The sequence below is a fragment of the Paenibacillus sp. WC2504 genome, from assembly GCF_052682475.1.
This window is the reverse complement of sequence record NZ_JBQZFH010000001.1, coordinates 1,028,071-1,052,495: the sequence shown is the minus strand read 5'-3', so window position 1 is coordinate 1,052,495 and position 24,425 is coordinate 1,028,071. Positions and strand designations below refer to the sequence as shown.

Below are 24,425 nucleotides of genomic sequence, written 5' to 3'. Positions count from 1 at the left end.
TATTGTGCTTTTAGACAGGTCTCAACCGAATCGTAAAATTCATCGGCTCTGCTTTAATCAAATACTTGTCGAGCGTAGGCGCATAGCCGCAGCTATGATTGCCTAGGCCGCTCTGTCTGGCATCCAGTTTGACAATGGTTTGATCCACCCTTGTGAGGTGATGAACATGTTTCGTTGTTGTCAAATCCTCCGTCGTGTAGTGATGAACACTCGTGTCGAAGGCTGGCTCGCCTGTGAACAACAGTCCGACTCCTTCTTGATTCCGAAGGGACGACCATCTTACGTCCGCTTTATTGCCATTCTCCTGCGGTTTGATATACGGCACGAACTGCTCCTGTACCGATCCGCTGTATAGGCCCAGCTTGCCGCTCTCCTTACGATCCGCATAACATTCGTGCGGCCCACGGCCAAACCACGACAGCTGGTTGAAGCTGTCCGGCATCACAAGCTCTACCCCGAATCTAGGCAGCGGCGGCAGCTCCTCCCTCGGTTCAATCTGCACGTACAACGTCACTTGACCGTCTGCAGCGATGGTATAGACCATGCGGGAATCAAAAGCGATCTTCCCGCCTCGCGCTCCAACAACGGACTTGACCGTTATCCGGCTGCCTCCCGCTTCCGTCCGGTCAATTGCAACCTCGCGCACATCGGTGACGAGTCGATTATAGCCGGCTTTCACCCACTCTTTGGCGAGATGAACATCGTTATCAACCGGAGCACGCCATAAATGGAGCTTAGGGCCTGTCGTCAGCAAGGATACTCCTTTGTACGTCCATGCCGTCATTGCGCCTTGATGTCTATCAAACACCATTAAGAAATCTTGGCCTGCAAGCGTAATTTCATTGCCAGCTTCATGCAGCGTCAAAGGAGTTGCCTCTTGAGCGGCATCCTTCGGCTCAGGTGCCTCAGCGACAGTTAGCACCGGAATATCCGCCCAGGCAATCTCATGACCCTTTTCAGCCCAAACGACCGGATCTCGGAGCATAAAATGAATGTGAAGCCAATATTCACCCTTGTTTTTCAGCTTGTGTACATCAATCGGGACGTGGATGTCCTCAGACTGGCCCGCAGGGGTGTGCAGCCTCGCAAGTTCACCGTTCTCCACCATGACGCCATCTTGCCCCAAGCTCCATAATCCCTGTAAATGGGACAAGGGCACAAAATCATACCTGTTCCAGACTCTCAGCTTGCCTAGCGCTGCATCCATCACCTCGATTTTCACCGGCTCAATGGCTTTCTTGTATTCCAACAGAGAAGCCTTGATCGACCGATCCGGGAAAAGCAGCCCATCCAGGCAGAAATGGCCGCTGTGCGGCTCTTCCCCGAAATCACCGCCATACGCATACCAAGCTCCCCCTCGCTCCGCCTGCTGCTTGATCCCTTGGTCCGCCCATTCCCAGATCAGACCGCCAAGCAGCCGTGGGTACGTGTAGATCGCCTCCCAATACTCTTGCAAATTCCCCACGGCATTGCCCATGGCATGCCCGAATTCGCACATGAGGTAAGGGCGCTTATCGTCCTTGCAGCCTTCTTGAATGACGGTTTCGACCGCAGGATACATCGAACTGACGACATCAACGACAGGTGCATCATAAGCACGTTCATAATGAATCGGACGCGTCGGATCGGCTTCCCTGATCCATGCGGCCATGGCATCGTGATTGGCCCCGTAGCCGGACTCATTGCCAAGCGACCACATGATAATGGATGGATGGTTTTTATCCCTTTCCACCATTCGTTTCGCCCGCTGGACGAACGCTTCTTTCCACTCAGGCTGCTGAGCCAGATGCCCTTCATTCCCGTAAAAGTGAAACCCGTGCGTCTCCAGATCCGTTTCATCGATGACATATAAACCAAAGCGGTCGCACAACTCCAGCCATCGTGAGTCATTGGGATAGTGGGATAACCGAACCGAATTGATGTTGTGCTGCTTCATTAAAGTGATATCGCGCAGCATCGATTCCTTCGTTGTTACATAGCCCAGCTCAGGGTCAAACTCGTTACGATTAACGCCCTTTATAATAATCGGGTTACCGTTAACGAGCAGTTGTCCCTCCTCGATCCTGATGTCCCGGAATCCGACGTGAATGCTTTTGACCTCTACAATTTGCTGTTTCTTGTCGTACATCGTGAGTAATAGCGTGTATAAATAAGGCGTTTCCGCCGTCCACAAACGGGGAGAAAACACCTCTTGAATCAGCTCTGCAACAGGTTCATCCTGCCGCACATGATGGTACCGATCGCAGACAATATGACGATCCGCATCCAACAGCGTCGTACGAAGTTGAAAGAAATCCGATTTCAGAAAAGGCGCATCCGTTACATCAGCGAAATCAACACGAACCTCTAATTTCGCTTTGGCATAACCCTCATCCAAATGAGTACTGACTCTGACGTCCCTCACCGACACTTGGGGGGAGGACAACAAGTAAACGTCGCGAAAAATCCCGCTCATCCGCCATTTATCCTGGCTCTCCAGATAACTGCCGTCGCACCATTGATAAACTTGTACGGCAATGACATTTTGCCCCTCGTTTAAGTAAGGGCTTACATAAAACTCGGAGTGAAAGTGGCTGCCTTGGCTATAGCCGACGAAGCGGCCGTTTATCCAAACGTGAAAAGCGGAATCCACTCCTTCAAAAACAAGATGAACCCGTTGATTGTTCGTTGTCTCTTGGAAGTGAAACTGCGTTCTGTAGCAGCCAACCGGATTTTGATTAGGCACATAAGGCGGATTGATCGGGAAAGGATACGGACAACTGCTATAATGGGGTCTCCCATATCCGTGTAACTGCCAGTTGGAAGGAACCGGTATTGTCGCCCAGCCGTTCGGTTCAAAGCTTGCCATATAGAAATCGGCCGGCACTTCCGCCACAGATTCCCCGTATTTAAAATGCCATTCGCCATTCAGTGACTGCACATTAGGCGAACGTTCTCTCTCATTAGCGAGAGCACTCTCCCAATCGTCATACGGTATCAAATCCGCATGCGGCGGCTCTGTATTTCTCTCTAGAATGCTTAGATTTTGCCAATCTGGAACGTGATCCCCAGGCATCATGTTATTCGCCTCCATCGTATATCCTTTTCAGCATAGTCTACGAATAGCCAGGATGACTATTCATAAATCCGACCACTTTTGTTGTGAAAACTGATTGCCTTTAAATCCATATAACTGGAAAAACTCCCGTTATTTTCAGCGCTTTTGCATCATTGGTGTACCTAGCGCTGAAATAGATGGAGTTTTTCCAGTTATGTGCCCCGCTTCCTGTTTTAACTTGCAATTAGCGGGGGAATTTGCTTTTAAACAGTTGTTGAGCTGCTATAATTTCCACTTACTTTGACGATACTCCGTGGGAGTAAAGCCCATATGCCGTTTGAACATCTTGGAAAAGTGAACATAATCCGAAAACCCAACGGCCGCACTAACTTCGTAAACTTTATTAGCCGAATCCGAGAGCTGCTTTGCGGCTTGATCCATTCTCAGTCGAATCAGATATTGGCTGAAGGGAACGCCAAGCTCTGTTTTAAACATATGACTGAAATTAGCCGGTTTGACTTCCAGCTGCTGGGCAATTTTCGTTAGTGTAAGATCAGGGTCGCCATAATACTTCTCGACATAGGCAATTCCCGCTTGAATCACTTTGCCGTACCCCCAGTTTCTAGTTCCCCGAATCGTCTTCATGGCCGCATAAATATGTGCAATGAATGTGTCGAAGTGATGGGTAATCTTATCCAAACCTCGCGGAAACGGCAATTCTTGTCCCGAAACAGAACGAAATTCATCTTCCAACAAGGCGATATAACCCGTCAGTTTTCTTTCCATATCATGGGTAGTCATCTGGTTATTCGTTAATTCATGCTGCAACGAGTTCAGCTCTTTCTCAATCTCCAGTTCCCGGAGATCCCATAAATCACGGGCCAGCTGCTTCGCACTCGTTTTGAATGACCATAACTGCTCTTTGTTATCATGAACAATGCGTGCTTTCTCTAGCCGTATCTTCTCCCGCAAAGCATGTAGCGTGGGCAGCAAGTGATCCTCATTAATCGGTTTCAATAAATAATCTGCTGCACCAGCACGCAGAGCTTGCTGAGCGTATTCAAATTCCCCATAACCGGAAACTACAATGACCGAAGATGAGATACCCTCCTGCTTAAGAGCCAACATTAAGGCTACGCCATCCATGACAGGCATTCGAATATCCGTAATAATGATGTCCGGCACATGAAGTCTTGCCAGAGCCAGGGCCTGCTGCCCATCCTCTGCTTCCCCTACAACCTTGAATCCCTCGGCTTCTGACTCCATCAGAGCAATCAGTCCCATCCTTACTATCGGTTCGTCTTCGACAACGACGACGGTCATCATACGGATCGCTCCTTCCGATAAGGCATTCTAATCTCAACAATAGTTCCCGTGTTTTCTGAGCACACAATGTAAAGGCCATAGGGTTCACCGAACTCAAGTCTCAACCTGCTGTGAACGTTCCACATGCCGATCCCTCCGAATGGAGCGCTTGCTTGCAGCATTTGCTCCTCCGACATGAAGGCAAAAGCTTGGTTATACGTCTCCACCAGATCCGGCGGCATCCCCCTGCCTTTGTCGATAATCAGAAGTTTTATCCCGGCATCATCGAAGCTGGCTCGAAGACCCATATACGTGGGCTTAATCGAATAATCCTCATAGCCATGAATAAAAGCATTCTCAACAATCGGCTGCACCGTGAGACGAAGTGTATGAATTTCTTTCAAACGATTCAAGTCCAAATCGACGTCTACTTCCAAACTTTGATAGCGTTCTTTCTGAATGTGAATATAGTTGAACATATGCTGGATTTCTTCAGCAAGTGATACCGTGTCCTCAGGATTGTCAATGCTGTAACGGAATATATCGGACAACCATACCGTCATCTGACTGATCGGTTTTACTTTAGCGATGATGGCATAGGCATTGATAACTCCCAGTGTATTATAAAGAAAATGGGGATTGATTCTCGCTTGAAGCATCTGAATCTTGGATTCCCTTTGGTGAATAGCCATTTCTTTTTCCTTCTGATGGGAAGTATTCATCATTTTGATCAGCCGATTCAAATCTTCTAACATCAGATTAAACCCTCTGTTCAGACTTCCGATTTCATCCTTGCGCAGCGGAGCTCGAATGCTCAGGTCGCCCATCTCCACTTTTTTCATTAAATTCATTAAGTGCGAGAGTGCACGCGTGATGGAGAGTGAAAAGCTGAGAATCGTCACAAAGGCCAAAACAATGAGCAGCAAGACAAACCCTAGGGTTAGATTTCGAAAATAAATCAAATCTTCCATCAGTTCCCGCAGCGGAACTTCCGACACAATCGTTAACCCTGTTGATGCTGAGCGGTTATACACAACAATTGACTTGCCTGCTCCTGTTCCGTTCGTAAAGTAAGGTGAGCTTATGTTTTCGAAATGATTCTTATATTTAGCCGGCAGTAGCTGCTGCCACTTTTGCGGATCAGGATGATACAGGTACCTGTCGTCTGTGTTTACGATAGAAATAATCCCTGTTTTACCCAATTGGGCTTGGTTAATGATGTCGGTCGTTCGATTCAAGGATAAATCAATGATCAGATAACCTGCGGTTACATACGTTTCATTATCGATGATTCTTCGGAAGACCGTAATAACCTCCGTACCGTCTCCTGTCATGCTGATGCCCAAAATCCGAAAATTGTCCTTGTTGTTATCAGCAAATTCTTTTCTGTATCTATCAACACGATCTGCGAATGCTATATTGCTATAATAAGGACCTTTAAGTGAAATAATAGAAAGTCCATAAATATCATCTCGATTATAGACCATGTTGGGAATGAGATCCGCTCGGATACGCGAGCTTAAATCATAATAGTCATATTGATTAGTAGGGTCTATTTTGACAAATTGCTGTACGAGTGGATGGGCTAGCAGAGGAAGTGTCGCCTTCTTGATATCAGAAAAATAGACGTCAAGGTTATAATTGATTTGGCGCATAAGCTGTTGATTATTATTAATGGCGTTATCCTCAATGGTTTCCATGGAACGATCGTACCAGAACTTCCCGAGGATTAAAAACGGCAAACAGAAGAAGCCGAAGAAGAGCAGAACCAGCTTTAACTTAATCGTCATCGTCTTGATTCGCATACTGCATTCCCCTTTTTCTTCCGTCTGTGCTTCTAGGTTGTCTACTATAAAAATAACTTATTTTACGGAATCAAGAAACCCTTATCTATTCTTTGACTGAGCCTAGCATTGCGCCTTTAACGAAATGCTTTTGAAGAAGCGGATATACGATGAGAATCGGCAAGGTAGCGACCAGCACGATGCCCGCTTTCATCATTTCCGGCGTAAACTGCGTACTCAGTTGGAAATCGCTCATTCCGGTATTGGCACCATTGTCTACAATGAGATTACGCAGCAGAACTTGAAGCGGATATAAGTCTCGCGAGCGAATGTAGATCGTTGCCGAGAAATAGGAATTCCATTGGCTGACGGTATGAAATAAGGTGATGGTCGCCAGTACGGGCATAGATAATGGCAATACGATTCGCGTGTAAATGCGCAGCTCCCCGCAACCATCCATTTTGCCTGCTTCAAACAATTCCCCAGGAAGTGCTTTAAAAAAAGTCCGAATGATAAGAACGTAAAATGCGCTCATCGCCCCAGGAATAATGAGTGACCATAGCGAATTAATCATGCCAAGCTGCTTGACCAACAAATAACATGGAATTAAGGGTACAGGAAACACGAACGTAACGACAATAAGTTTCAAAATGATGGTCCGCCCCGGCATCATCGGCCTCGTAAGGGTGTAGGCTAAGAGCGAACAAAGGAGCAGCGTCACAAGCGTTCCAATGACAGTAATATAAATGCTTACTCCCATAGCTTTCCAAATCTCGTCTAACGCAAAAATAGATTCATAGACATCAAACTGCATGCCTTTGGGCCAAAGCCCTACCAATTTGGCATTCGCATATTCCGGAAGGCTAAGCGACACGGCCAATAAGTGAATTAATGGCGCGATCATGCTCAAACTGGTTATAACTAAGACAGTTATATTTACAACTGAAAACCATTGAAAGGAACGAGCGATTCTCAGGTCAATCCCCTCCTGTTTGTTCTAATAAACGCTTTCACCCGTTGTCTTTTTGCTTAATGTATTCACCAACGCCAACAATATCAACCCAATGACGGATTTAAACACACCAATTGCGGTAGAGTAACTATACTGGCTGTCTAGTAAGCCAACTCTATAAATATAGGTATCGAACACTTCACCAACATCTCGCACAAGCGGATTTAAGAACATTAGCATTTGCTCAATGTTAGCATCCAATAGATTCCCTACTCTAAGAAGCAGCAGAACGATGATTGCCGGCATAAGCGATGGCAGCGTAATCGACCATATTTGCCGAATTCGACTTGCACCATCTACAGTGGCAGCCTCATATAAGCTCGGATTGATTCCGGCAAGCGCGGCCAAATAAATGATAGTCCCCCATCCAATTTCCTTCCAAATGCTAATAGATATAATCGTTCCTAGAAAAGTTGTCGAGTTCCCCAGAAAGTCAAAAGGTCCGAGGCCAAAGTGATGAAGCAGCTGATTCATCCAGCCCTTAGCGTCAAGAAGATTGGAAAAGATCCCGCCTACAATAACCCATGATAGGAAATGCGGCAAATACAACATCGTCTGAAGTGGACGTTTCAACCACATTGCTCGCAATTCGTTCAACAAGATAGCTAGAATTAAAGGCGCCGGAAAACCAAATAAAATGGAGTAAAGTCCCAGTTTTAAGGAGTTGCGCATAATAATCCAGAAATCATCATATCGGAACAACGTCAGAAAATGATCCAACCCCACCCATTTGCTGTGCATAAAACCTTGAAATAGGTTGTAATTCTGAAAAGCGATGATATTGCCGACCAGAGGGATGTATTTGAAGGTAAAAAAGTAGAGTAAACCGGGGATTGCCATGAGAATAAGCACCCAGGACTCTTTGGATCGGATCTGTGCAAACAGGGCGTTCTCCCCCTTTGTGAAATGATGTGGATCGAGCAACAGGAGGTCCAAGTCGGGGCTGATCTCGATCCACGTTTAACCGGGTCTATTCGTTATTTAGTATTGAATTTGTTGTACCATTCTGTCGCTTCTTTAATTGCGGCATCGCCGCCTCGCTTTTTCCACTCAACCACGAAGTTGTCGAACGCCGAATCAAGCGGTTCACGCCCCGTAAGCACCTTGGCAAACATGTCCAAGAAAAGAGTGCCTTGAGCAGCTCCAATATTTAATTCCGGATGGCTTGCGAGCGATTCCAAACGAGGCATAAATTTAGCTTCATTCGGGATTAGACTTTCTTTGGACGTGGCATAACCTTTGGTAATCTTCTCGGATTCCGGCAGCGCCTTAAGCACAAGTGGAGCAGCGAAACCGATCTCACGCGGGTTCAGTGAAACCTGATACATTTGGAAAGCATTTTTCTCTGCATTGACCGGCTGATTAATATCGTATTTAATCTGTCCGTTTTCTTCTGTGAAGTTTTGTCCTTTGATCCCATAAGCAAAAAATTGGTCAGCGTCAGGACTGCTATAGGCCCATTCCAGATACTTAATGATGTTCTCTGGATTTTTGGTTTTGGCTGGAATTACCCAGACGAAATAAATCTCATCCGATTGCAGCGCCATGCCTTTATCACCGCGTGGGCCTTGTGGGGGCGCAATCATGCTAACAGAGGCAGTGGGTTGGTTAAGGAACGTTTTTGCAGCGTTATCCTTGCCGTACCCAGCCAGGTATTGATAAACGGCAGCGCCCCAAACCCCAACTTCCCCTTTGGCAATGGAAGCATTCTGTTCATCTTCTTTTTTCACAAACAAATTGGGATTGATGTAGCCTTTATCGTATAACTGCTTGTAGAAAGCGATCGCTTCCTTCATTCTAGGGTCAATAATATCCGGGACGAGCTGCCCGTTCTTGAGGCTCCACTTGTTCGTATGAACACCAAATGCAGGTGTGAAAATATCCGTCCAAATAATATTGTTGAACATGCCTAAACCATATTCATCATTTGGATCGCCATTGCCGTTCATGTCTTCTTTTTTAACCGCTTCGAAAAAGGCTAAGTAGTCATCCAGTGTCTTAGGAGTATCCATTTTCAGCTTATCCAGCCAATCCTGACGGATGAAGATAGAACGGTCAGCCGGTACCCCACGGGTAACGGGGATGCCGTAAATTTTACCGTCCTTGGAAATGCGGGGACTTTTCCAGAACTCTGCGGGTATTTTCTTTTTGAGATTAGGCGCATATTTATCAATGAGGGGACCGAGTTCGAGAAAAACACCTTGATCGACAGCACCGCTGTGAATGGTAGATACGATACTGTCCGTCCGGATCAAGTCAGCCAGATCACCGGATGCAAAACGAAGAGACAACTGCTGGGCATAATCGCTATGTCCCAAGAAATCATACTTCACATTGAAACCGGATAATCGGTTCAGTTCTTTCTTGTAGATATCGTCTTCTTTGGCTTGTTTGGCATAGGCAAATTCGGAATGCGACAGGAGAATATGAATGGGCTCGGAAGCCGATGCATTAGAAGTGGAAGTTGCCTTGGTTTCATTAGAAGAATTGCCGCAACCGGCTAGCATAACAACAGACATCAAAGCTCCAACTATCGTGATAGCGCTCCGCTTGCGAAGGAAACGGGAGTTGTTCGAAAGTGCTTTCAAATGAAGTAGCCCCTCTCTATAAACTTTATTATCATGGGCCCATGATAGTTTTCATTATATTAACACTTACAATAAATTCACATGTGTTTTCAGTCGGAATTATGTGTTTATTCAAAATACTTCTACTAGCAATTTGGACAAATGCAAAAGGAGCTAAGCGGCTTATACCTGCTTAACTCCCGGTGAAGGTTGTCCTCTTCGACTATTCATCATCTACGAAGTAACATCGTCGAAATTCTTCAAAAGGCGCCGTTCCAGACCTTTTTCGTTTGATATTAATTCTTGCATTATCGGAATATCCATATCGGTATTGGGGTTGTATTTAAGGCCCCAGTGGATCACGGCAAATATGACCGGAAACAGATCAAGTGCTTTTTGCGTTGGTCGGTACATCGTTTGTGCGCGGCTTGAAGCGCCTTCTATTTTGACAAGAAGGCCTGTATCTGTTAGGGATTGGAGGCGTGCGCTCAAAATATTGGTTGCTATGCCCTCGCGTGAAGCAAGAAACTCGCGGTAATGCCGCTTGTTATGGATAAGGACATCACGAAGTATGATGAGGCTCCATGGATCGCCCCATATGTCGAGTGCATATACGATTGGACAAACTGTAGGGGCTCGTTTTTTCATGAGTAGATTATACTCCCCATACTTGCATCTTGCAAGTTGACATGTTCGCCCTGTTTGTACTTGCAATTTGCAAGTGACAACTTTATACTAAGAGTGCTATTACCAAATATTGAGAGGAGATAGCTGACATGAATCAAGACTACACCACTAGCTTTAATGTGGACCAAAGCCCCGACGAAGTCTATGCCGCTATCAATAACGTCCGAGGTTGGTGGTCGGAAGATTTTGAAGGCAAAACCGACGAACTTGGCGAATTTAAGCACCACTACCAGGACATTCACCGCTGCACCATCGCAATCACCGAACTTATTCCAGGCAAGAAGGTTGTTTGGCACGTTATGGACAACTACTTCAACTTCGTAATGGACAAGAGCGAATGGAAGGATACCGACATTGTCTTTGAAATCTCCAAGAAGGACGGCACAACAGAAGTTCGCTTTACGCACGTAGGTCTAGTCCCATCATATGAATGCTACAGCGTTTGCACAGACTCCTGGGGCACCTATATCAACGGCAGCTTGCGCAGCTTGATTACGGAGGGTAAGGGCCATCCTAACCAGAGCGAGCGAATTGCCAATAAACACGGCTTGGAAAACTCTTAGAAAGACCTGGCTATCCCTTATCCCTTTCCCACAATTTTCTCCTCATGCAAAAAACCAAGGAGCTAAGCGAGAACAGCTCGCTTAGCTCCTTGGTTTATAAATTCTTGGAAATCTGGGATGCGGTCGGAGGGATTTGAACCCTCACGCCTTGTGAGCGCCACCCCCTCAAGATGGTGTGTCTGCCGTTCCACCACGACCGCAAAAGAGGATAAAAACTGACCCGTAGGGGACTCGAACCCCTGTTACCTCCGTGAAAGGGAGGTGTCTTAACCACTTGACCAACGGGCCACGAAAGTCATGAAGCTTGTGCAGCCCATTTTGACGACAATTGTTATTATAAAGGATCAAATCTCAATTGACAAGTGCAAAATCTGGATCATTTCCGGACAAATATGGTATGCTGAAACCAATTCAACCTGACCGAGGTGTTTGGTTTGTCATCCATGCTTATATATGAATCTACAAAGGCAACCGTCCACGAGGAAGAGGTACGCATTCCAGCCCCAAACGAAGTTGTTTGGGTGCGAATGGAGAACCCGTCGCCCGATGAAGTCAAACATGTCCTTGGCGATGTATTCAAGTGCCACCCGCTCCTCGTTGAGGATGCCATCAAGCTCAACCAACGGCCGAAGATGGATACGTATAAAGATCACATCTTCCTGACTTTCTTCGCTGTCTCCGAGGGGCTGGAGCCCCAAGAAATTGCGATTGTGATCGGCTCTAATTTTGTTATTACCGTTTACAAAGACAAGCTTCCTTTCATGGACCAGCTCTACCTGACATGCCAAGAAGTGCCTGAACGCATCAGCCATCCCGGCGTCATTTTGCATGCCATTCTGGACCGCTGTGTTGACGACTATACCGTCATCGTGGAACATCTGGACGATCGCCTGGACCATATGGAGCAATCCGTCTATCATAATCCCGCGATTCGCATCGCACAGGATATTTTCCAGCTGAAAAGAATCATGCACCAGCTCCGCCGCGTCATTGTCGATGAACGAATAACTCTGGCGGCTATTGCGCACCACTCTTTTCCCTACACACGTGAAGAAGATGATGTCTACTTCCTAGATATTATGGACCATATTTCGCGTGTCGTAGATTCGCTGGATATTTTCCGTGAATCGCTGACTGGGCTGCTTGAGCTTCAGATGAGCATGAAATCCGATCGCATGAACGAAATTATGAAAACATTGACCGTTTTCAGCACGATTTTTCTGCCGCTCACCTTTATTGTTGGCGTCTACGGCATGAATTTCAAAAACATTCCCGAGCTAGGTTGGGACTATGGGTATCTGTATGTCTGGATTCTGATGATTGGCATCGGTTTTTTGATGTGGTACTTTTTTAAACGTAAACATTGGTTCTGACTATGCATTGTGCGAAAAAAGAAAAGCACCCGCCGTGATATCTACATCACCGGGTGCCTTTTTATCTTATGCTATTTTAAAATAAGCAACCGATTCATTGAGTGTATTCACAACAGAGCGAAGCTGCTCGGAAGCTGCAGCGATATTCTGCATCATGGCTAACTGTTCTTCCGTTGCAGCAGCAACGTTCTGTGATTTGATCAGAATCTGCGATGAGCTTGCAGCCGAGTGATCCATCGTCGCAGAAATTTCCTGCGAGCTCGCCGACATTTGTTCCGTGATAGTTGAAGTCTCATGAATTTGCGTCACAATGTGCGTGACGGATGCCATGATCGTATGGAAGCTTTGATTTACTTCCTGCATCATCGCTGATCCCGTACCAGCCTCTTGCTTCGTCACTTGCATGGACTCGGACACGCTTGCAATCTCAACTCGCGTTTGATGAATCAATTGATTAATACCATCGGCAGAAGCGATGGACTGCGAGGCCAGCTTGCGGATTTCATTGGCGACAACATGAAATCCTCTACCATGCTCGCCTGCTCTGGCCGCCTCAATAGAAGCGTTTAGCGATAGCAGGTTCGTTTGATTAGCAAAAGAGGTAATGCTAGAAGCAATTAACCCGATTTCATCGGATTTGCGCGTCAACGATGATACGGTTTGTGAGAGTTGATCCACCGATTTCAGGATGCTCGCGATTTGCTGCTGCAACTTCTCCAGCAGTTCATTGCCTAACTCCGCATGGCGCGAAGTCAGCGACGAGTGGTCCGCCATGACGCTCGAGTTTTCAGCCACCCTTTGAATACCAATCGCCATTTCCTCAATCGTTCTGCTCGTTTCTTCACTGCTTCTGACTTGAATTTCAACGTCATGCGTCATGTCTTGAATGTTCGTAGCGACATGCTCGGCAGCCGTAGCCGATTCCTTGGAGCTATCCGAGAGCTCAATTGAAGCGTCATGGACGAATTGCGTATTGGTGGCAATTACAGCGATCAAACCTTTTATTTTCATAACCATCGTATCGACAGACTCTGTAATTTTTCCCAGCTCATCCTTCGCGTACTTGTTCCCCGGCTCATGCCGCAAATCTCCAGCCGCCACTTCAGAAGTGACCCTCATGATGGACCGGACCGTCCTCATTATTTTACGAATGATCATCCAACCGGATACGGCCAGCAAAAGGACGATAAGTGCGACAGATGCATACACGGTTTGCTCTGTTTTACGATTTTGATCCTCGATCTGATCGATACTCGCATTTGCATAAGCGTCCAAAATTTCACCAATTTGGTTCATACCTTCGCGTCCTTTCTCGAAAGTAGCCATAAGTTTAGGGTCATTGCTGGCGTTTTTCCCTTTTCCCAAAGACTGTACCACGGCATCCGCTTCCTTTGCCCACTGATCAAAAGAGGTATGAAACCCGGCAACATTCTGCTCGATCGTCAGCTTCGTTTCTGCGTGTGCCACCTGATGAAGATTCTTCGTTTTTAAAATGCTTGCGGCCTGCTCAACTCTCGTATTCGCTTGTTCAATATTCTCTTTCATCGCTTTGAGCTGCTTCGCTGTGTCCTCCGCATTCAATGTGCCTGATACGAGCAGTTGGTATGCCACTAGCGCCTGATACATATCCCGGTCCCCGTTCAAAATGAGCGAAGTACTCTTGTCCGTTGTTTCGTATAGGGATGACGCCAACGCCCTTGTATTACTTTTGTTTTGCTCCATTAAATAAATACTTGTCCCCAAATACAGGATGGAAGGCACTAATAACAATAAAATCAAACGCACTCGAATGGATAAACCTTTTACCATCTCTTCAGCCCCCGTCTAGTTGTCTGTTGTTTTCATCACTATAAGGGATAATCGTTTGTTAAGTATTAAACAAATGTTAGCACAATTCACAAAAAAATAAGCCCAAACGGCGTAAACGCCATCTGAGCTTATTTCCAAATTCATACGGAGAGAGAGGGATTCGAACCCTCGCACCGCTTACGCAGTCTAACCCCTTAGCAGAGGGTCCCCTTATAGCCACTTGGGTATCTCTCCAAAGATATGGCTCCCCGAACAGGACTCGAACCTGTGACAACTCGATTAACAGTCGAGTGCTCTACCAACTGAGCTATCAGGGAATGAATAAGTATAATTTTATTATGAAGGCGCTTGTAAGTCAAGTGTATACGATTTCAATTTTCCCCTACACTTTCCACAGGCATACTTGCGGACGTCCACTTTCCGCTTTCGAAAATACTCCGTTTTGCAATTGACGCATTCCAGACGGTATTTATAAGCCCTTTTCTGACGTGCCTGAGGCAGCGATTGACAGAAGCGGGACCCTCCAACCTGCGCCAACAATGTTTTGAAATCATGATCGCGGTGCTTATAACCTCGTTTTAAGATATGTAAATGATAATGGCAAAGTTCATGTTTAATGATTTTCTCGATTTCTTCACGGCCAAACATCTCCCACTGCATCCAAGAGATTTCGATATCATGGGATTTGGTAAAATAACGTCCTCCCGTCGACCTTAATCTTCGGTTAAAACGCGCCTGATGAACAAACGGCCTTCCAAACGATGCCAAAGAAATCTGCTCAATCCACTCCTGAAGTTCCCGATCCTCCATCCCCTACGCTCCTTAGATTTTTCATTAAAAACTTTCGTCGCAAGCTCATCTTAGACAAGTTCTCACTTGAATTTGTACCGTATGTACGGCTATACTGTCAAGTAGAAAAGAAAGAACGAAAGCTTTATACAGAGAGGATTTGACCAATCGAATGCCACAAATGCGATATGCCATTCTAAAGCTCGACCAGCAAGTAGAATTTGTTGCAATGCCATCTTCCTATTCCTATCAACTAACCGCTTTGAATCAAAGATTGCACAAAGAATTGGATAAACTGACGGCCGATGATGTCCCTCAACTCCCTCGGGTGATTGCAGAGTGTGATGATCTGGAGCTAATCGGAACGACGTATACGCTCATTCAAGGATTAGAGTATATTAATCGTTTGGAAAAATCCTTTGCCGGCATCCAGGAGAAATCCTATCCACTGATCTCGCTGCTAACTGAAATCCGCGCGCTTCAAGCGCAGCTGGAACAGTGGTACGAAGAGGAATTTGAAGATTAATGTCAAAAGGACCTGCACCCTACTCCCTTCTCCTTCATATGCTATAAGTACATGGCGAAGAAGGGGATGGGCATATGCCGCAATGGCTCTGTAATCAATTAATGCGGGCCTTCCAGAACAAAAACCGCAGACAAATCCGATTGCTGAATGATAGCTGGTACTTTTACCGCACCCGCCGCTCACAAGAGGAGTGGCCTGACACCCAATCGACGGACGGACCGGGCAAACGTAAATTTTGATAAAAGGGCTAGTACTTGTTTGAGACAGGTGCTGGCTTTTTTGCCGTAACCCGTACATAGAAGCAGCAAGCTTAAATGAAAAATATGTTGCATATTTGAAATGAGCCCACTATACTGTAAATAAATGTAATAGTCCGTTGAGTGAAGCACACTTGATCCAGCAGAATGTTCTGCGGTTCGGTGTGTTTTTTTGTTATCTAAATATGTCTAAAGGGAGTCGATCATTCATGGTTTTACGTCGAAGAGTGAAAAAGGGTCAAGGAGACAACGTCTATCTGCTGCATGAAAGGAGGTCATCTTATTCTGTACGTAACATCCCCACCCCATCTATACCCGATCTGTGGGAGTTAAGGAAGCAAGTTATTCTCCAGGTTGCGAAGCGCCGTAATGGCCAAATCCGTATCCAAGACATCGCGGCCGAATGTAATGTCCCTTTTCGAATAGCTGCCGGATGGCTGTCCCGTTTAGCGTGTGAGGATGTTCTCACTGCGGTCGTTGGCCCGCAGAAGTCAGTCGTTTATTTCGTGAAGGAGGTGGGACACACTTCGGAATGAGATTTACTCTCAAATATTGCTGGAGAGGATGATGTGGACAGATGCGAAAGATGATGCTGAAAAAGAGAGAGGATGATGTAAAAGAAGCCAAAGAATGAAGCAAAAAAGAGAAAGGATGATGCAAAAAAGCAGCCGGCAGCTCATCGCCGCCAACTGCTATCTATTTGCTTATTGCTGCGGTTTTTTCATGGTCAAGCCGACGCGGCCTTTTTTCTGGTCTACGTTCAGCACCCACACTTGAACAATGTCTCCAACGGAAACAACATCCATCGGATGTTTCACGAAGCCGTTCTTGAGCTGGGAGATGTGCACCAGCCCATCGTTCTTAATGCCGATATCGACGAAAGCGCCGAAGTCGATGACATTGCGCACCGTGCCGGTCAATTCCATGCCCGGCACAAGGTCCTCCAGCTGCAGCACGTCCGTGCGGAAGATCGGCGCGGGAACTTCTTCCCGCGGATCCCTCCCTGGACGCTGCAGGCTGTCTAAGATGTCCCGCAGCGTCGGGACACCCACGCCCAGCTTCGGAGCCATCTCCTCAGGCTCCAGCGTTTGCAGCAGCGACAGAAGCTGCTGCGAGCCCAGCTGCGCCAGTTCCAGGCGCAGCTCCTTGAACAGCCGATCCACGACGTCATAAGACTCCGGATGGATCGGGGTGTTGTCCAGCGGGTTCCCGCCGCCGGGAATCCGCATGAACCCGACACACTGCTCGAAGGTTTTCGCGCCAAGGCGCGGAACCTTCGACAGCTCCTGTCGGGAGCCGAACTTGCCGTTCTCCTCGCGATACTTGACGATGTTCTTGGCCAACGTCGCGTTCACGCCCGACACGTACGAGAGCAAAGACGGGGACGCCGTGTTCAAGTCCACGCCGACATGGTTAACGGCCGACTCCACGACGGCCTTCAAGTTCTCATCCAGACGTTTCTGCGAAACGTCATGCTGGTACTGCCCGACGCCGATAGCTTTCGGCTCGATCTTTACAAGCTCCGCGAGCGGGTCCTGCAGCCTCCGCGCGATCGAGATCGCGCTGCGCTCGGCGACGTCGAGGTCAGGGAACTCCGTCTGCGCCAGCTTCGACGCGGAGTATACGCTCGCCCCCGCTTCGCTGACGATCAAGTACTTGAGCTTCTGCTCCTTGATCTCGCCAATCAGCTCCGCAACAAACTGCTCCGTTTCACGGGAAGCCGTTCCATTCCCAATAACGATCAGCTCGACGCCGTGCTTGCTGATCAATTGCTTGAACTTCGCCTTCGCTTCCGCCACCTTATTATTCGGAGGTGTTGGGTACGTCACGGCGATTTCAAGCATTTTCCCGGTGTCGTCGATGACGGCCAGCTTGCAGCCTGTCCGGTAAGCGGGATCGACACCGAGCACAACGTGCCCTTTGACGGGCGCTTGGAGCAGCAGATTACGTAGATTTTCTGCGAAAATCTTAATCGCTTGCTCCTCGCCCATCTCTGTCATCTCTCCGCGCACTTCGCGTTCGATAGACGGTGCGATTAGACGCTTGTAAGCATCTTCGACAATCGCACGAAGCACATCTTGTACGACGGATTGCCCTTTGATAATCTGCCTAGCGATATAATCATGAATTTTGTCTACTGTAACAACCAAATTAACCTTGAGAATTTCCTCACGTTCTCCACGATTAATAGCAAGAATACGGTGTGGCGGGAGACGCTTCACCGGCTCCTGATAGGCGTAGTACATCTCATAGACAGACTCAGCCTTTGCATCTTTTGCCTCCGTATGTAAGACACCTTGATCCTGCGTGTATCTGCGTACCCAGGCTCTGATCTTGGCATCGTCTGCAATGTTCTCCGCCAAGATGTCCATCGCCCCTTGGATCGCGTCAGCCGCGCTTGCAACCTGCTTGTCCGCGTTTACGTAACGCTCCGCTTCTTGTTCGAGCGATCCGTTTCTAGGCTGCTTCCAGATCCAATCCGCTAGCGGCTCTAAGCCACGCTCCTTGGCTACGCTGGCTCTCGTCTTCCGCTTTTGACGGTACGGCCTGTACAGATCTTCGATTTCTTGCAGCTTTGCAGCGCCTTCAATCGATTTGCGCAGCTCATCCGTCAGCTTCCCCTGCTCGTCGATCAAACGCACGACCTCCAGCTTGCGATCCTCGAGGTTGCGCAAATACTGCAAACGCTCCTCGATGTCTCGCAGCTGGTTTTCATCCAGCTCGCCCGTCATTTCTTTTCGGTACCGAGCGATAAAAGGAATCGTGTTCCCCTCATCCAGCAGTCCCATCGTCGTTTTTACTTTCCCTGCGGGCAGCTGGAGCTCAGCGGAGATCTGCTTCAAGATTCGCTCTTGGATCTCCGCTTTCTTCTCATCAGAAAGAACGACTTTTTCCTTTGGCTCTTCCTCGTATTTGTTCTTTGCTCCTTTGCTGTCGGCCTGCTCTTCTACCGCTGCGCTTGTCACACCGGTAATTCCGGATGTTTCGCCGGCTGCGTGAAACCATTTGTTCATCATCGTTTCCAATATCGTCACAGTCATTCCCCACTTCTACTTTAGATTCAAGTATGTATGCAAACCAAAAAACGAGGGAACCACTTCCCCCCGTCCGTTCCTGATCCTATTCAAAATTCTATCAGTCCCACGCTAATTTGCAAAGCGTCGTCAACCTTTCGCATCGTTTCTTCATCCAAATGCGTAATTTTGTCCGTAAGCCGTTGCTTGTCAATCGTTCTGATCTGCTCAAGCAGAATGACCGAATCTCGATCGAAACCATGCGTCTCCGCGTCGATTTCCACATGCGTGGGCAGCTTCGCCTTCTGGATTTGAGCGGTAATCGCTGCAACAATCACGGTTGGGCTAAAGCGGTTGCCGATATCATTTTGGATCACTAGAACAGGACGAACTCCTCCCTGCTCCGACCCTACTACCGGCGAAAGATCTGCGAAAAAAACATCGCCACGTTTCACAATCACTTCTTACACCCCGCTTACTAAGCGATCAAGCGTACCGTCCGCTTCTTCCTCCGCTTGAAAAGCTTCAGATGCCATGCTGAGATTAATTTTCGCCATCTCCATATACCCACGCTGCATGGATTCGCGTAGACTGCGCTTTTTGCGTTCAATTAAATACAGCTTCATTGCCTGGCGAATAAATTCGCTGCGATTGGAGTTCTCCTTCTCGACAATGCCGTCCACTTCTTGCAACAGATTGTCAGGCAAGCTAATCATGATCCTTTTCGTATTATGCGCATTACTCACACTCTCGCACCCCCAGAAACGATACAAAGACAATATTACCAGTATGTCAAATTGAAAACCAAATTATACAATAGATATATGCAACCAGTATATCAAATATGTTACACCTATGGATATAAGATTCTACACTACCTATTCGATAGCCTACTCTAAATTCCTCCAAAGGAAGGAACATTTTTAAATGGTAATTTCATCTAAGTTAAAATGAACCCAGATCTAGTATCGATGACGCATCAGCGGATTAATGGCATCCACCCGCTCGCCGCCGCGTACATACACACGTGCGACCCGATGTGAAATCATACAAATCACTTCATAATTCACTGTGCCTAGCTGATCGGCAATATCTTCAGCCGTAATTCGTTCTCCATCCTGCTCCCCGATCAACACAACCTCATCGAGAGACTGCACACCTTCGACTTCAGACACGTTGATCATGCATTGGTCCATACAAATTCGACCGACTACTTGCACCCTTTTGCCGCGAACCAGAACCTCTGCCTTACCCGAAAGCATCCGTGAATACCCATCCGCATACCCGATTGGCAGCGTTCCGATCTGCTCTTCACCTGTAGTGTGATAGATCGTTCCATAGCTGATCCCTGAGTTTGGCGGCAATGTTTTGAGATGGACGATACCTGTTTTGAGACTAAGCACCGGTTTTAACGCAATTTTGGTTTGATCCACATCTCCGGAAGGATATAGCCCATACATCGAGATACCCAAACGTACCATGGAATATGTGAGACCAGGCAAATCAATAGCTGCTGCACTGTTGCCTGCGTGTATATATGGAAACGTTACACCTTTATCCGTAAAATAGCTCACAATCCGCTCAAAACGGCGGTACTGCTCCAGCGTATAGCTTTTATCCACTTCATCTGCATTCGCGTAATGCGTGAACAATCCTTCAACTTCCACATTCGGCAGCGTCAACGCTTCCTCGATGAAAGGAATTGCATCCGCTTCCGTATGCAAACCAAGACGACCCATGCCGGTATCGAGCTTGATGTGGATTTTCAGCTTCTTCTTATGCTGCTGTGCTTGCAGCTCCTTGAGGACATCATGACTATAGACCGCTATCGTAACATCAAGCTCTCGTGCCCGCTCGACTCCCTCTGGGGGCGTATAGCCAAGCACCAGAATAGGTGCGGTTATTCCTGCATTCCTTAGCTCCAGCGCTTCATCAAAAAACGCTACACCCAAGTAATCCACACCTGCGGCTATAGCCTCTTTGGATACTTCTACAGCCCCGTGTCCGTACGCATCCGCTTTAACGACTGCCATCTGCTTCATTCCTGCCGGCAGTATCTTCTGAAAACCTTCAATGTTGCTTCGCAGTGCATCTAACGAAATTTCAACCCACGTGGGACGATAAAAAGCATCCACCAGCGTTCACCTCTTTTTCCAAATGCAAAGGACAAGGGAAGGCCCGCTCCATGCGAGCAGCAGGACTCCCCCTCCAATAATTCCGAACCCGTTAGGACCGATAAACCTATGTTAAACCGAGTCACGAAACACTGTCAACCGTCCTTTGGCCTTAAATAAGGCGAAATCGCGTCATATCCAAACGACTCTTTTTATGAGCATGTCTGTTCGCATGGCCATCTCCGAAAGGAAATCGGCTCAATGCTACTCCCCTCGTACACTTGCAGCCCATTCAGTTCTTTTCTAAAAAGTATGATCTTCCATCGTATTCAATCCTCCATTGGCACAATTTCCCACATTAATTTTCTCTGATAATCGCCTTAGAGGCCAAAAAGACCTGCTCTTAAGAGCAGATCTTTGGTTAGTTACTTACCAGATTGGCCTTCTGTCGCCATCGCCACTTTAATCATTTCATTCGTCGGCAAATCTCCCGTCGTTAATCTGAACTCTACGCCGTCATTCGTCCAAGTGAGAGTCTTCTTATCTTCCCCTGTGAGAACACCGATCGTGAAGCCAAGATCCACAATATCACCTGGCTGCAAAGATACCGACTTCGCCTGAGGTCTAACCTCAACCATACTGAAGTTGTACTTCCCTTTGTATCTCAAAAGGACTGCCGCGTCTTCACCCAGTTTCATATCCGTAATGTCCTGCTTCACGACATCCTTAGGCAGATAGCTAGGCTCAATGATACCAATACTTTGCGGTTTGCTTGCCGCGGCATTTGATTTCGTTGCATCCGTTTTTGTTCCTGTAGAGGTTGTTGGTTGGGATTGATCGGATTGGCCGCCTGTTGCGGTCAAGTTTTTGTCCGTTACACCTGCTGCCGGATGATTGGCATCCGTCACCTTAACATCGGACATTGTCGGCAATGTCTGCATGTTCCAGCTCGTCATGTTCCGCTCCATTTGGAAGAAATCCTTATCAAACTTCGCATCGAATTCGAACTTCGTGAAATTCACCTGCACCATCACATTTTGGTTCGCATCCGACACTTGAACTTGCGTAGGTGCCAGCGTCTTTTTATTCAGCCAAATTTTCTGGCGGGACAGCTGCTCATTCTGATAATTCGCCGCCACATCGAACACATAGGCATCATTGTCCGTTGTAAACTGGCGATCCTTGTCCGCAATAATACTTCTAGCTAGAGATTGGAACAAGTAAACCTGTCCTTGATTCTCCGGCCAATCGCTTTGGAAACGGAAGCTTTTCTTCAGATGCGGCGTTAAAACAAACACGCCCTCTTCATTACGCAGCACAATTTGCGTCACATCTTTCGATGCATTCGTCAGTGAAATCCGGTAGAAATGTTCCGGCGAGAACGCCACCTCCACCTGGTACTCCTGCGGCTGTGACCCTGTGTGCAAAATCATGCTGCCTGAAGCCTGATAGCTATCCGCTTTGCTGATCACATGATCCAAATCCTTTACGATAGATCCTGCATCTTTCTTGCCTATCCCGCATCCCGCGAGAACCAATGCTAAGCACATCACCACTGCTACCATCCATGTGACCCGGCGCATTCGATCATCCCCTCACTCATGATTAACATCAACATAGTACATGCATATGAGGGGACTTGGCCGATTATGCAGCCAAGCTACCGGCTTGGACAGATTTAAGCAAAAAAAATAAGACTAGCTCTGGATTCGTCTAATCTTACTCATTTATCTCACTAATTTTAGCGTACGAATACTAGCTGCATGTTCCATCATCGTCACAGCAATTCCTGCAATTTGCTCACCTTGCTGTACTTGAACTTGTTTGATTTCTTGCAGCGTGTCTTCTACTTTTGACATTCTGTTCTCCAAACTCCCCATGCGGTCTTCCATACCACCCATTCGGTCCTCTAGATTACCCATACGGTCCTCTAGATTACCCATGCGGTCTTCTAAATTACCCATACGTCTGTCCATACTGTCAACTCTGTCTTTAATGGCCTTAACATCCGCGCCAATTTCATTAATTCTACCGAGCATGGCACTTAAAAACTCACGATCTGTCATCTCAGCCATTTTCCATGTCCTCCAACCTATAAGCCTTAGTCCTTATATTATAACCTACGTGAGAAGTAAAAAGAATCCCTTAAAAATATGAAATCCCCTATTTGACTCAACAAAATTCAGCAACCCTTCAGGTTCCAGACATATTTTTTTCACAGTCATCTGGCATAATGATCTATTGAAGATTCATTCATGAACCGGAGGAATTACCTTTGAATAACAACCAAAAAATCACGCTTCAAGCCTCAAGAGGAGCGGCAGCATTTTTTGTGCTGCTTTTCCATACGTCAGCCATGTCTTTCAAGTATTATCAATACGACTTACTAGGGATCAGCTCGATCGGCAGATCAGGCGGGGTAGACTTCTTTTTCCTTTTAACCGGGTTCCTGCTCTTTCATACCTATGGCCATAAAATAGGAACTCAAATGACCGTTCTCCCCTACTTGACTAACCGTCTGATTCGTATCTATCCCTTTTACTGGTTAATCACACTCGTTGTTCTGCCTGTCTACTTTTTTGTTCCGAGTTTTGGATACGGCTTTGAGACCCATAAGGATACCATTATTAAATCATTGCTGCTGCTCCCTCAAGCACATGGTCCCGTGCTGCCAGTGGCTTGGTCGTTAAGCTATTTTGTACTATTTTACTTGGCTTTCAGCCTTCTCCTTGCTCTTGGGAAAAAGCCAGCATTTATTTTAGCTTCCATTTGGATTACCTTAACTTTATGCCATTTTTTGCGAGTGCCATTGATAAGTGCAGATATCGATCGTCATTTCTATCTAAACTTTCTCTTTAGCGATGTGAACTTGGAATTCATGGCTGGTTGTTTAATGGCCAAATGGGTGGAGCAACATAGAAGTAAACATTACAAATGGTTAATTTCTATCGGGGTGTTTGGATTTTTACTGATATGGATCAATAACAAATATCAATTTGCTCCTTTTCACAGTTACTTGCTATACGTTATTCCGGCTATATTTGTACTGCTAGGCGCTTCCTCCGTACCTGAGCGAATTCAGCTGCCAAAGTGGGTTCTGGCCCTCAGCAAACTTGGGGATGCGTCTTACACGATTTTACTAACCCATCTGATATTTATCTCCATATTAATGAAATTAAGTGTGGCTACTCATCTCGTCGATTTTTTGGGCCCTCTGCTCACAAATGTAATAATTGTTATATGTGTCGTGCCGCTATGTCACATGGCATACAGGTTGGCTGAGAAACCGCTTGTCGCTGGACTTCGCGACGTCATAAAGGTAAGCCCTTCCCGGTCTTCAAAACCTGTCTCCTAAAACAAAAAGACTGCCTACGGCTATATAAGCCCAAGCAGTCTTTGTTTATTTGCTTTCACCAAATATACACAATACCGGCAATAATACCTGCCCAGATCAGGGAACCGAACACCACGCCAACAATCAAACCTTTGCCAATTGAAACGCGTTCATCTTGGTAAGCGTCATCATGATCGATCATAAAAAAACCTCCCCGCACTACTTCAGTATATGCTTAGTATGGGGAAGATGTT

22 protein-coding genes and 4 tRNA genes are annotated in these 24,425 nt (G+C 46.8%); 6 read left to right on the top strand and 20 right to left on the bottom strand.

Translation table 11 applies throughout. The annotated features are described in order from the left end of the window. Window positions 1-10: 10 nt before the first annotated feature. From ACUN27_RS04755 to ACUN27_RS04725, 7 genes are all read right to left on the bottom strand, one after another. A complete protein-coding gene (locus tag ACUN27_RS04755; protein ID WP_445558474.1) occupies window positions 11-3,058 on the bottom strand; it encodes a glycoside hydrolase family 2 TIM barrel-domain containing protein in 3,048 nt (1,015 codons plus the stop codon). Between the two features lie 261 nt (window positions 3,059-3,319). Next, a complete protein-coding gene (locus ACUN27_RS04750) occupies window positions 3,320-4,363 on the bottom strand; it encodes a response regulator transcription factor (RefSeq protein WP_315953818.1) in 1,044 nt (347 codons plus the stop codon). Continuing rightward, the gene (locus tag ACUN27_RS04745) at window positions 4,360-6,147 is read right to left on the bottom strand and encodes a sensor histidine kinase (RefSeq protein WP_326059170.1); all 1,788 of its coding nucleotides are present in this window, start codon (window positions 6,145-6,147) and stop codon (window positions 4,360-4,362) included. The genes ACUN27_RS04750 and ACUN27_RS04745 overlap by 4 nt, the downstream gene beginning before the upstream one ends. An 85-nt stretch (window positions 6,148-6,232) precedes the next feature. Further along, window positions 6,233-7,030: a carbohydrate ABC transporter permease gene (locus ACUN27_RS04740; RefSeq protein ID WP_445560597.1), complete on the bottom strand. Its 798-nt coding sequence runs from the start codon at window positions 7,028-7,030 to the stop codon at window positions 6,233-6,235. 93 nt (window positions 7,031-7,123) lie between these two features. Then, window positions 7,124-7,978 carry an ABC transporter permease gene (locus ACUN27_RS04735; protein WP_315953815.1) on the bottom strand — a complete coding sequence of 285 codons (855 nt, stop codon included), beginning with the start codon at window positions 7,976-7,978 and terminating at the stop codon, window positions 7,124-7,126. A 137-nt stretch (window positions 7,979-8,115) separates the two neighbouring features. Beyond that, window positions 8,116-9,726: an extracellular solute-binding protein gene (locus ACUN27_RS04730; protein WP_445558473.1), complete on the bottom strand. Its 1,611-nt coding sequence runs from the start codon at window positions 9,724-9,726 to the stop codon at window positions 8,116-8,118. A gap of 213 nt (window positions 9,727-9,939) precedes the next feature. Continuing rightward, window positions 9,940-10,353 carry a winged helix-turn-helix transcriptional regulator gene (locus tag ACUN27_RS04725; RefSeq protein WP_445558472.1) on the bottom strand — a complete coding sequence of 138 codons (414 nt, stop codon included), beginning with the start codon at window positions 10,351-10,353 and terminating at the stop codon, window positions 9,940-9,942. 128 nt (window positions 10,354-10,481) lie between these two features. On the opposite strand from ACUN27_RS04725, the gene ACUN27_RS04720 reads away from it, so the two are divergent. Beyond that, complete coding sequence (locus tag ACUN27_RS04720; protein WP_445558471.1) at window positions 10,482-10,955, top strand: SRPBCC family protein; 474 nt, start codon at window positions 10,482-10,484, stop codon at window positions 10,953-10,955. Window positions 10,956-11,073: 118 nt separating this feature from the next. Here the strand turns inward: ACUN27_RS04720 and ACUN27_RS04715 are convergent. Beyond that, window positions 11,074-11,155: transfer RNA gene (locus tag ACUN27_RS04715), tRNA-Leu, on the bottom strand. A gap of 16 nt (window positions 11,156-11,171) precedes the next feature. Next, window positions 11,172-11,243: transfer RNA gene (locus ACUN27_RS04710), tRNA-Glu, on the bottom strand. A 155-nt stretch (window positions 11,244-11,398) separates the two neighbouring features. Between ACUN27_RS04710 and corA the strand changes: the two genes are divergently transcribed. Further along, on the top strand, window positions 11,399-12,328 hold the full coding sequence (gene corA / locus ACUN27_RS04705; RefSeq protein ID WP_326059322.1) for a magnesium/cobalt transporter CorA: 930 nt from the start codon (window positions 11,399-11,401) through the stop codon (window positions 12,326-12,328). A 66-nt stretch (window positions 12,329-12,394) separates the two neighbouring features. On the opposite strand, the gene ACUN27_RS04700 is transcribed toward corA, so the two are convergent. The 4 genes from ACUN27_RS04700 to ACUN27_RS04685 all read right to left on the bottom strand — a co-directional run bounded on the left by ACUN27_RS04700 (window position 12,395) and on the right by ACUN27_RS04685 (window position 14,947). Beyond that, window positions 12,395-14,137 (bottom strand): methyl-accepting chemotaxis protein, encoded by a 1,743-nt coding sequence (locus ACUN27_RS04700; protein ID WP_445558470.1) that lies wholly within the window; start codon window positions 14,135-14,137, stop codon window positions 12,395-12,397. Window positions 14,138-14,282: 145 nt separating this feature from the next. Next, window positions 14,283-14,371 (bottom strand) — tRNA-Ser (locus ACUN27_RS04695). Window positions 14,372-14,378: 7 nt separating this feature from the next. Further along, a tRNA-Asn gene (locus ACUN27_RS04690) sits at window positions 14,379-14,454 on the bottom strand. Window positions 14,455-14,473: 19 nt separating this feature from the next. Further along, window positions 14,474-14,947 carry a SprT family protein gene (locus ACUN27_RS04685; RefSeq protein ID WP_315953809.1) on the bottom strand — a complete coding sequence of 158 codons (474 nt, stop codon included), beginning with the start codon at window positions 14,945-14,947 and terminating at the stop codon, window positions 14,474-14,476. A gap of 151 nt (window positions 14,948-15,098) precedes the next feature. Here ACUN27_RS04685 and ACUN27_RS04680 point away from each other — a divergent pair, with 151 nt between their 5' ends. The 3 genes from ACUN27_RS04680 to ACUN27_RS04670 all read left to right on the top strand — a co-directional run bounded on the left by ACUN27_RS04680 (window position 15,099) and on the right by ACUN27_RS04670 (window position 16,245). After that, on the top strand, window positions 15,099-15,452 hold the full coding sequence (locus tag ACUN27_RS04680) for a hydrolase/acyltransferase (protein WP_157317882.1): 354 nt from the start codon (window positions 15,099-15,101) through the stop codon (window positions 15,450-15,452). Window positions 15,453-15,526: 74 nt separating this feature from the next. Next, window positions 15,527-15,691: a cortex morphogenetic protein CmpA gene (cmpA, locus tag ACUN27_RS04675; protein WP_090818813.1), complete on the top strand. Its 165-nt coding sequence runs from the start codon at window positions 15,527-15,529 to the stop codon at window positions 15,689-15,691. Between the two features lie 227 nt (window positions 15,692-15,918). Next, the gene (locus ACUN27_RS04670; protein WP_326059160.1) at window positions 15,919-16,245 is read left to right on the top strand and encodes a hypothetical protein; all 327 of its coding nucleotides are present in this window, start codon (window positions 15,919-15,921) and stop codon (window positions 16,243-16,245) included. A 168-nt stretch (window positions 16,246-16,413) separates the two neighbouring features. Here ACUN27_RS04670 and ACUN27_RS04665 read toward each other — a convergent pair whose 3' ends face one another. The 6 genes from ACUN27_RS04665 to ACUN27_RS04640 form a co-directional block, all read right to left on the bottom strand. Continuing rightward, window positions 16,414-18,750, bottom strand: coding sequence for a Tex family protein (locus tag ACUN27_RS04665; RefSeq protein WP_445558469.1), 2,337 nt, complete (start codon window positions 18,748-18,750; stop codon window positions 16,414-16,416). A gap of 83 nt (window positions 18,751-18,833) precedes the next feature. Next, window positions 18,834-19,184 carry a type II toxin-antitoxin system PemK/MazF family toxin gene (locus ACUN27_RS04660; protein ID WP_028553893.1) on the bottom strand — a complete coding sequence of 117 codons (351 nt, stop codon included), beginning with the start codon at window positions 19,182-19,184 and terminating at the stop codon, window positions 18,834-18,836. Between the two features lie 3 nt (window positions 19,185-19,187). Beyond that, window positions 19,188-19,469, bottom strand: a complete 282-nt coding sequence (locus tag ACUN27_RS04655; RefSeq protein ID WP_028553892.1) for a CopG family ribbon-helix-helix protein — start codon at window positions 19,467-19,469, stop codon at window positions 19,188-19,190. Window positions 19,470-19,685: 216 nt separating this feature from the next. Beyond that, the gene (alr, locus tag ACUN27_RS04650; protein WP_445558468.1) at window positions 19,686-20,858 is read right to left on the bottom strand and encodes an alanine racemase; all 1,173 of its coding nucleotides are present in this window, start codon (window positions 20,856-20,858) and stop codon (window positions 19,686-19,688) included. A 404-nt stretch (window positions 20,859-21,262) separates the two neighbouring features. After that, entirely contained in the window at window positions 21,263-22,420 is a 1,158-nt protein-coding gene (locus tag ACUN27_RS04645; RefSeq protein ID WP_315953805.1) for an outer membrane lipoprotein-sorting protein, read from the bottom strand. Between the two features lie 144 nt (window positions 22,421-22,564). After that, complete coding sequence (locus ACUN27_RS04640; protein WP_326059154.1) at window positions 22,565-22,912, bottom strand: hypothetical protein; 348 nt, start codon at window positions 22,910-22,912, stop codon at window positions 22,565-22,567. Between the two features lie 200 nt (window positions 22,913-23,112). On the opposite strand from ACUN27_RS04640, the gene ACUN27_RS04635 reads away from it, so the two are divergent. After that, the gene (locus ACUN27_RS04635) at window positions 23,113-24,192 is read left to right on the top strand and encodes an acyltransferase family protein (protein WP_315953803.1); all 1,080 of its coding nucleotides are present in this window, start codon (window positions 23,113-23,115) and stop codon (window positions 24,190-24,192) included. A gap of 55 nt (window positions 24,193-24,247) precedes the next feature. On the opposite strand, the gene ACUN27_RS04630 is transcribed toward ACUN27_RS04635, so the two are convergent. Continuing rightward, window positions 24,248-24,373, bottom strand: coding sequence for a hypothetical protein (locus ACUN27_RS04630; RefSeq protein ID WP_258567639.1), 126 nt, complete (start codon window positions 24,371-24,373; stop codon window positions 24,248-24,250). Window positions 24,374-24,425: the final 52 nt, after the last annotated feature.

Bases quoted from the DNA above. Each gene is read 5' to 3' on its own strand.
- ACUN27_RS04755 (WP_445558474.1), bottom strand. From the start codon at position 3,058: ATGATGCCTGGGGATCACGTTCCAGATTGGCAAAATCTAAGCATTCTA.
- ACUN27_RS04750 (WP_315953818.1), bottom strand. From the start codon at position 4,363: ATGATGACCGTCGTCGTTGTCGAAGACGAACCGATAGTAAGGATGGGA.
- ACUN27_RS04745 (WP_326059170.1), bottom strand. From the start codon at position 6,147: ATGCGAATCAAGACGATGACGATTAAGTTAAAGCTGGTTCTGCTCTTC.
- ACUN27_RS04740 (WP_445560597.1), bottom strand. From the start codon at position 7,030: ATGATCGCGCCATTAATTCACTTATTGGCCGTGTCGCTTAGCCTTCCG.
- ACUN27_RS04735 (WP_315953815.1), bottom strand. From the start codon at position 7,978: ATGGCAATCCCCGGTTTACTCTACTTTTTTACCTTCAAATACATCCCT.
- ACUN27_RS04725 (WP_445558472.1), bottom strand. From the start codon at position 10,353: ATGAAAAAACGAGCCCCTACAGTTTGTCCAATCGTATATGCACTCGAC.
- ACUN27_RS04720 (WP_445558471.1), top strand. From the start codon at position 10,482: ATGAATCAAGACTACACCACTAGCTTTAATGTGGACCAAAGCCCCGAC.
- corA (WP_326059322.1), top strand. From the start codon at position 11,399: ATGCTTATATATGAATCTACAAAGGCAACCGTCCACGAGGAAGAGGTA.
- ACUN27_RS04700 (WP_445558470.1), bottom strand. From the start codon at position 14,137: ATGGTAAAAGGTTTATCCATTCGAGTGCGTTTGATTTTATTGTTATTA.
- ACUN27_RS04685 (WP_315953809.1), bottom strand. From the start codon at position 14,947: ATGGAGGATCGGGAACTTCAGGAGTGGATTGAGCAGATTTCTTTGGCA.
- ACUN27_RS04680 (WP_157317882.1), top strand. From the start codon at position 15,099: ATGCCACAAATGCGATATGCCATTCTAAAGCTCGACCAGCAAGTAGAA.
- cmpA (WP_090818813.1), top strand. From the start codon at position 15,527: ATGCCGCAATGGCTCTGTAATCAATTAATGCGGGCCTTCCAGAACAAA.
- ACUN27_RS04670 (WP_326059160.1), top strand. From the start codon at position 15,919: ATGGTTTTACGTCGAAGAGTGAAAAAGGGTCAAGGAGACAACGTCTAT.
- ACUN27_RS04665 (WP_445558469.1), bottom strand. From the start codon at position 18,750: ATGACTGTGACGATATTGGAAACGATGATGAACAAATGGTTTCACGCA.
- ACUN27_RS04645 (WP_315953805.1), bottom strand. From the start codon at position 22,420: ATGCGCCGGGTCACATGGATGGTAGCAGTGGTGATGTGCTTAGCATTG.
- ACUN27_RS04640 (WP_326059154.1), bottom strand. From the start codon at position 22,912: ATGGCTGAGATGACAGATCGTGAGTTTTTAAGTGCCATGCTCGGTAGA.
- ACUN27_RS04630 (WP_258567639.1), bottom strand. From the start codon at position 24,373: ATGATCGATCATGATGACGCTTACCAAGATGAACGCGTTTCAATTGGC.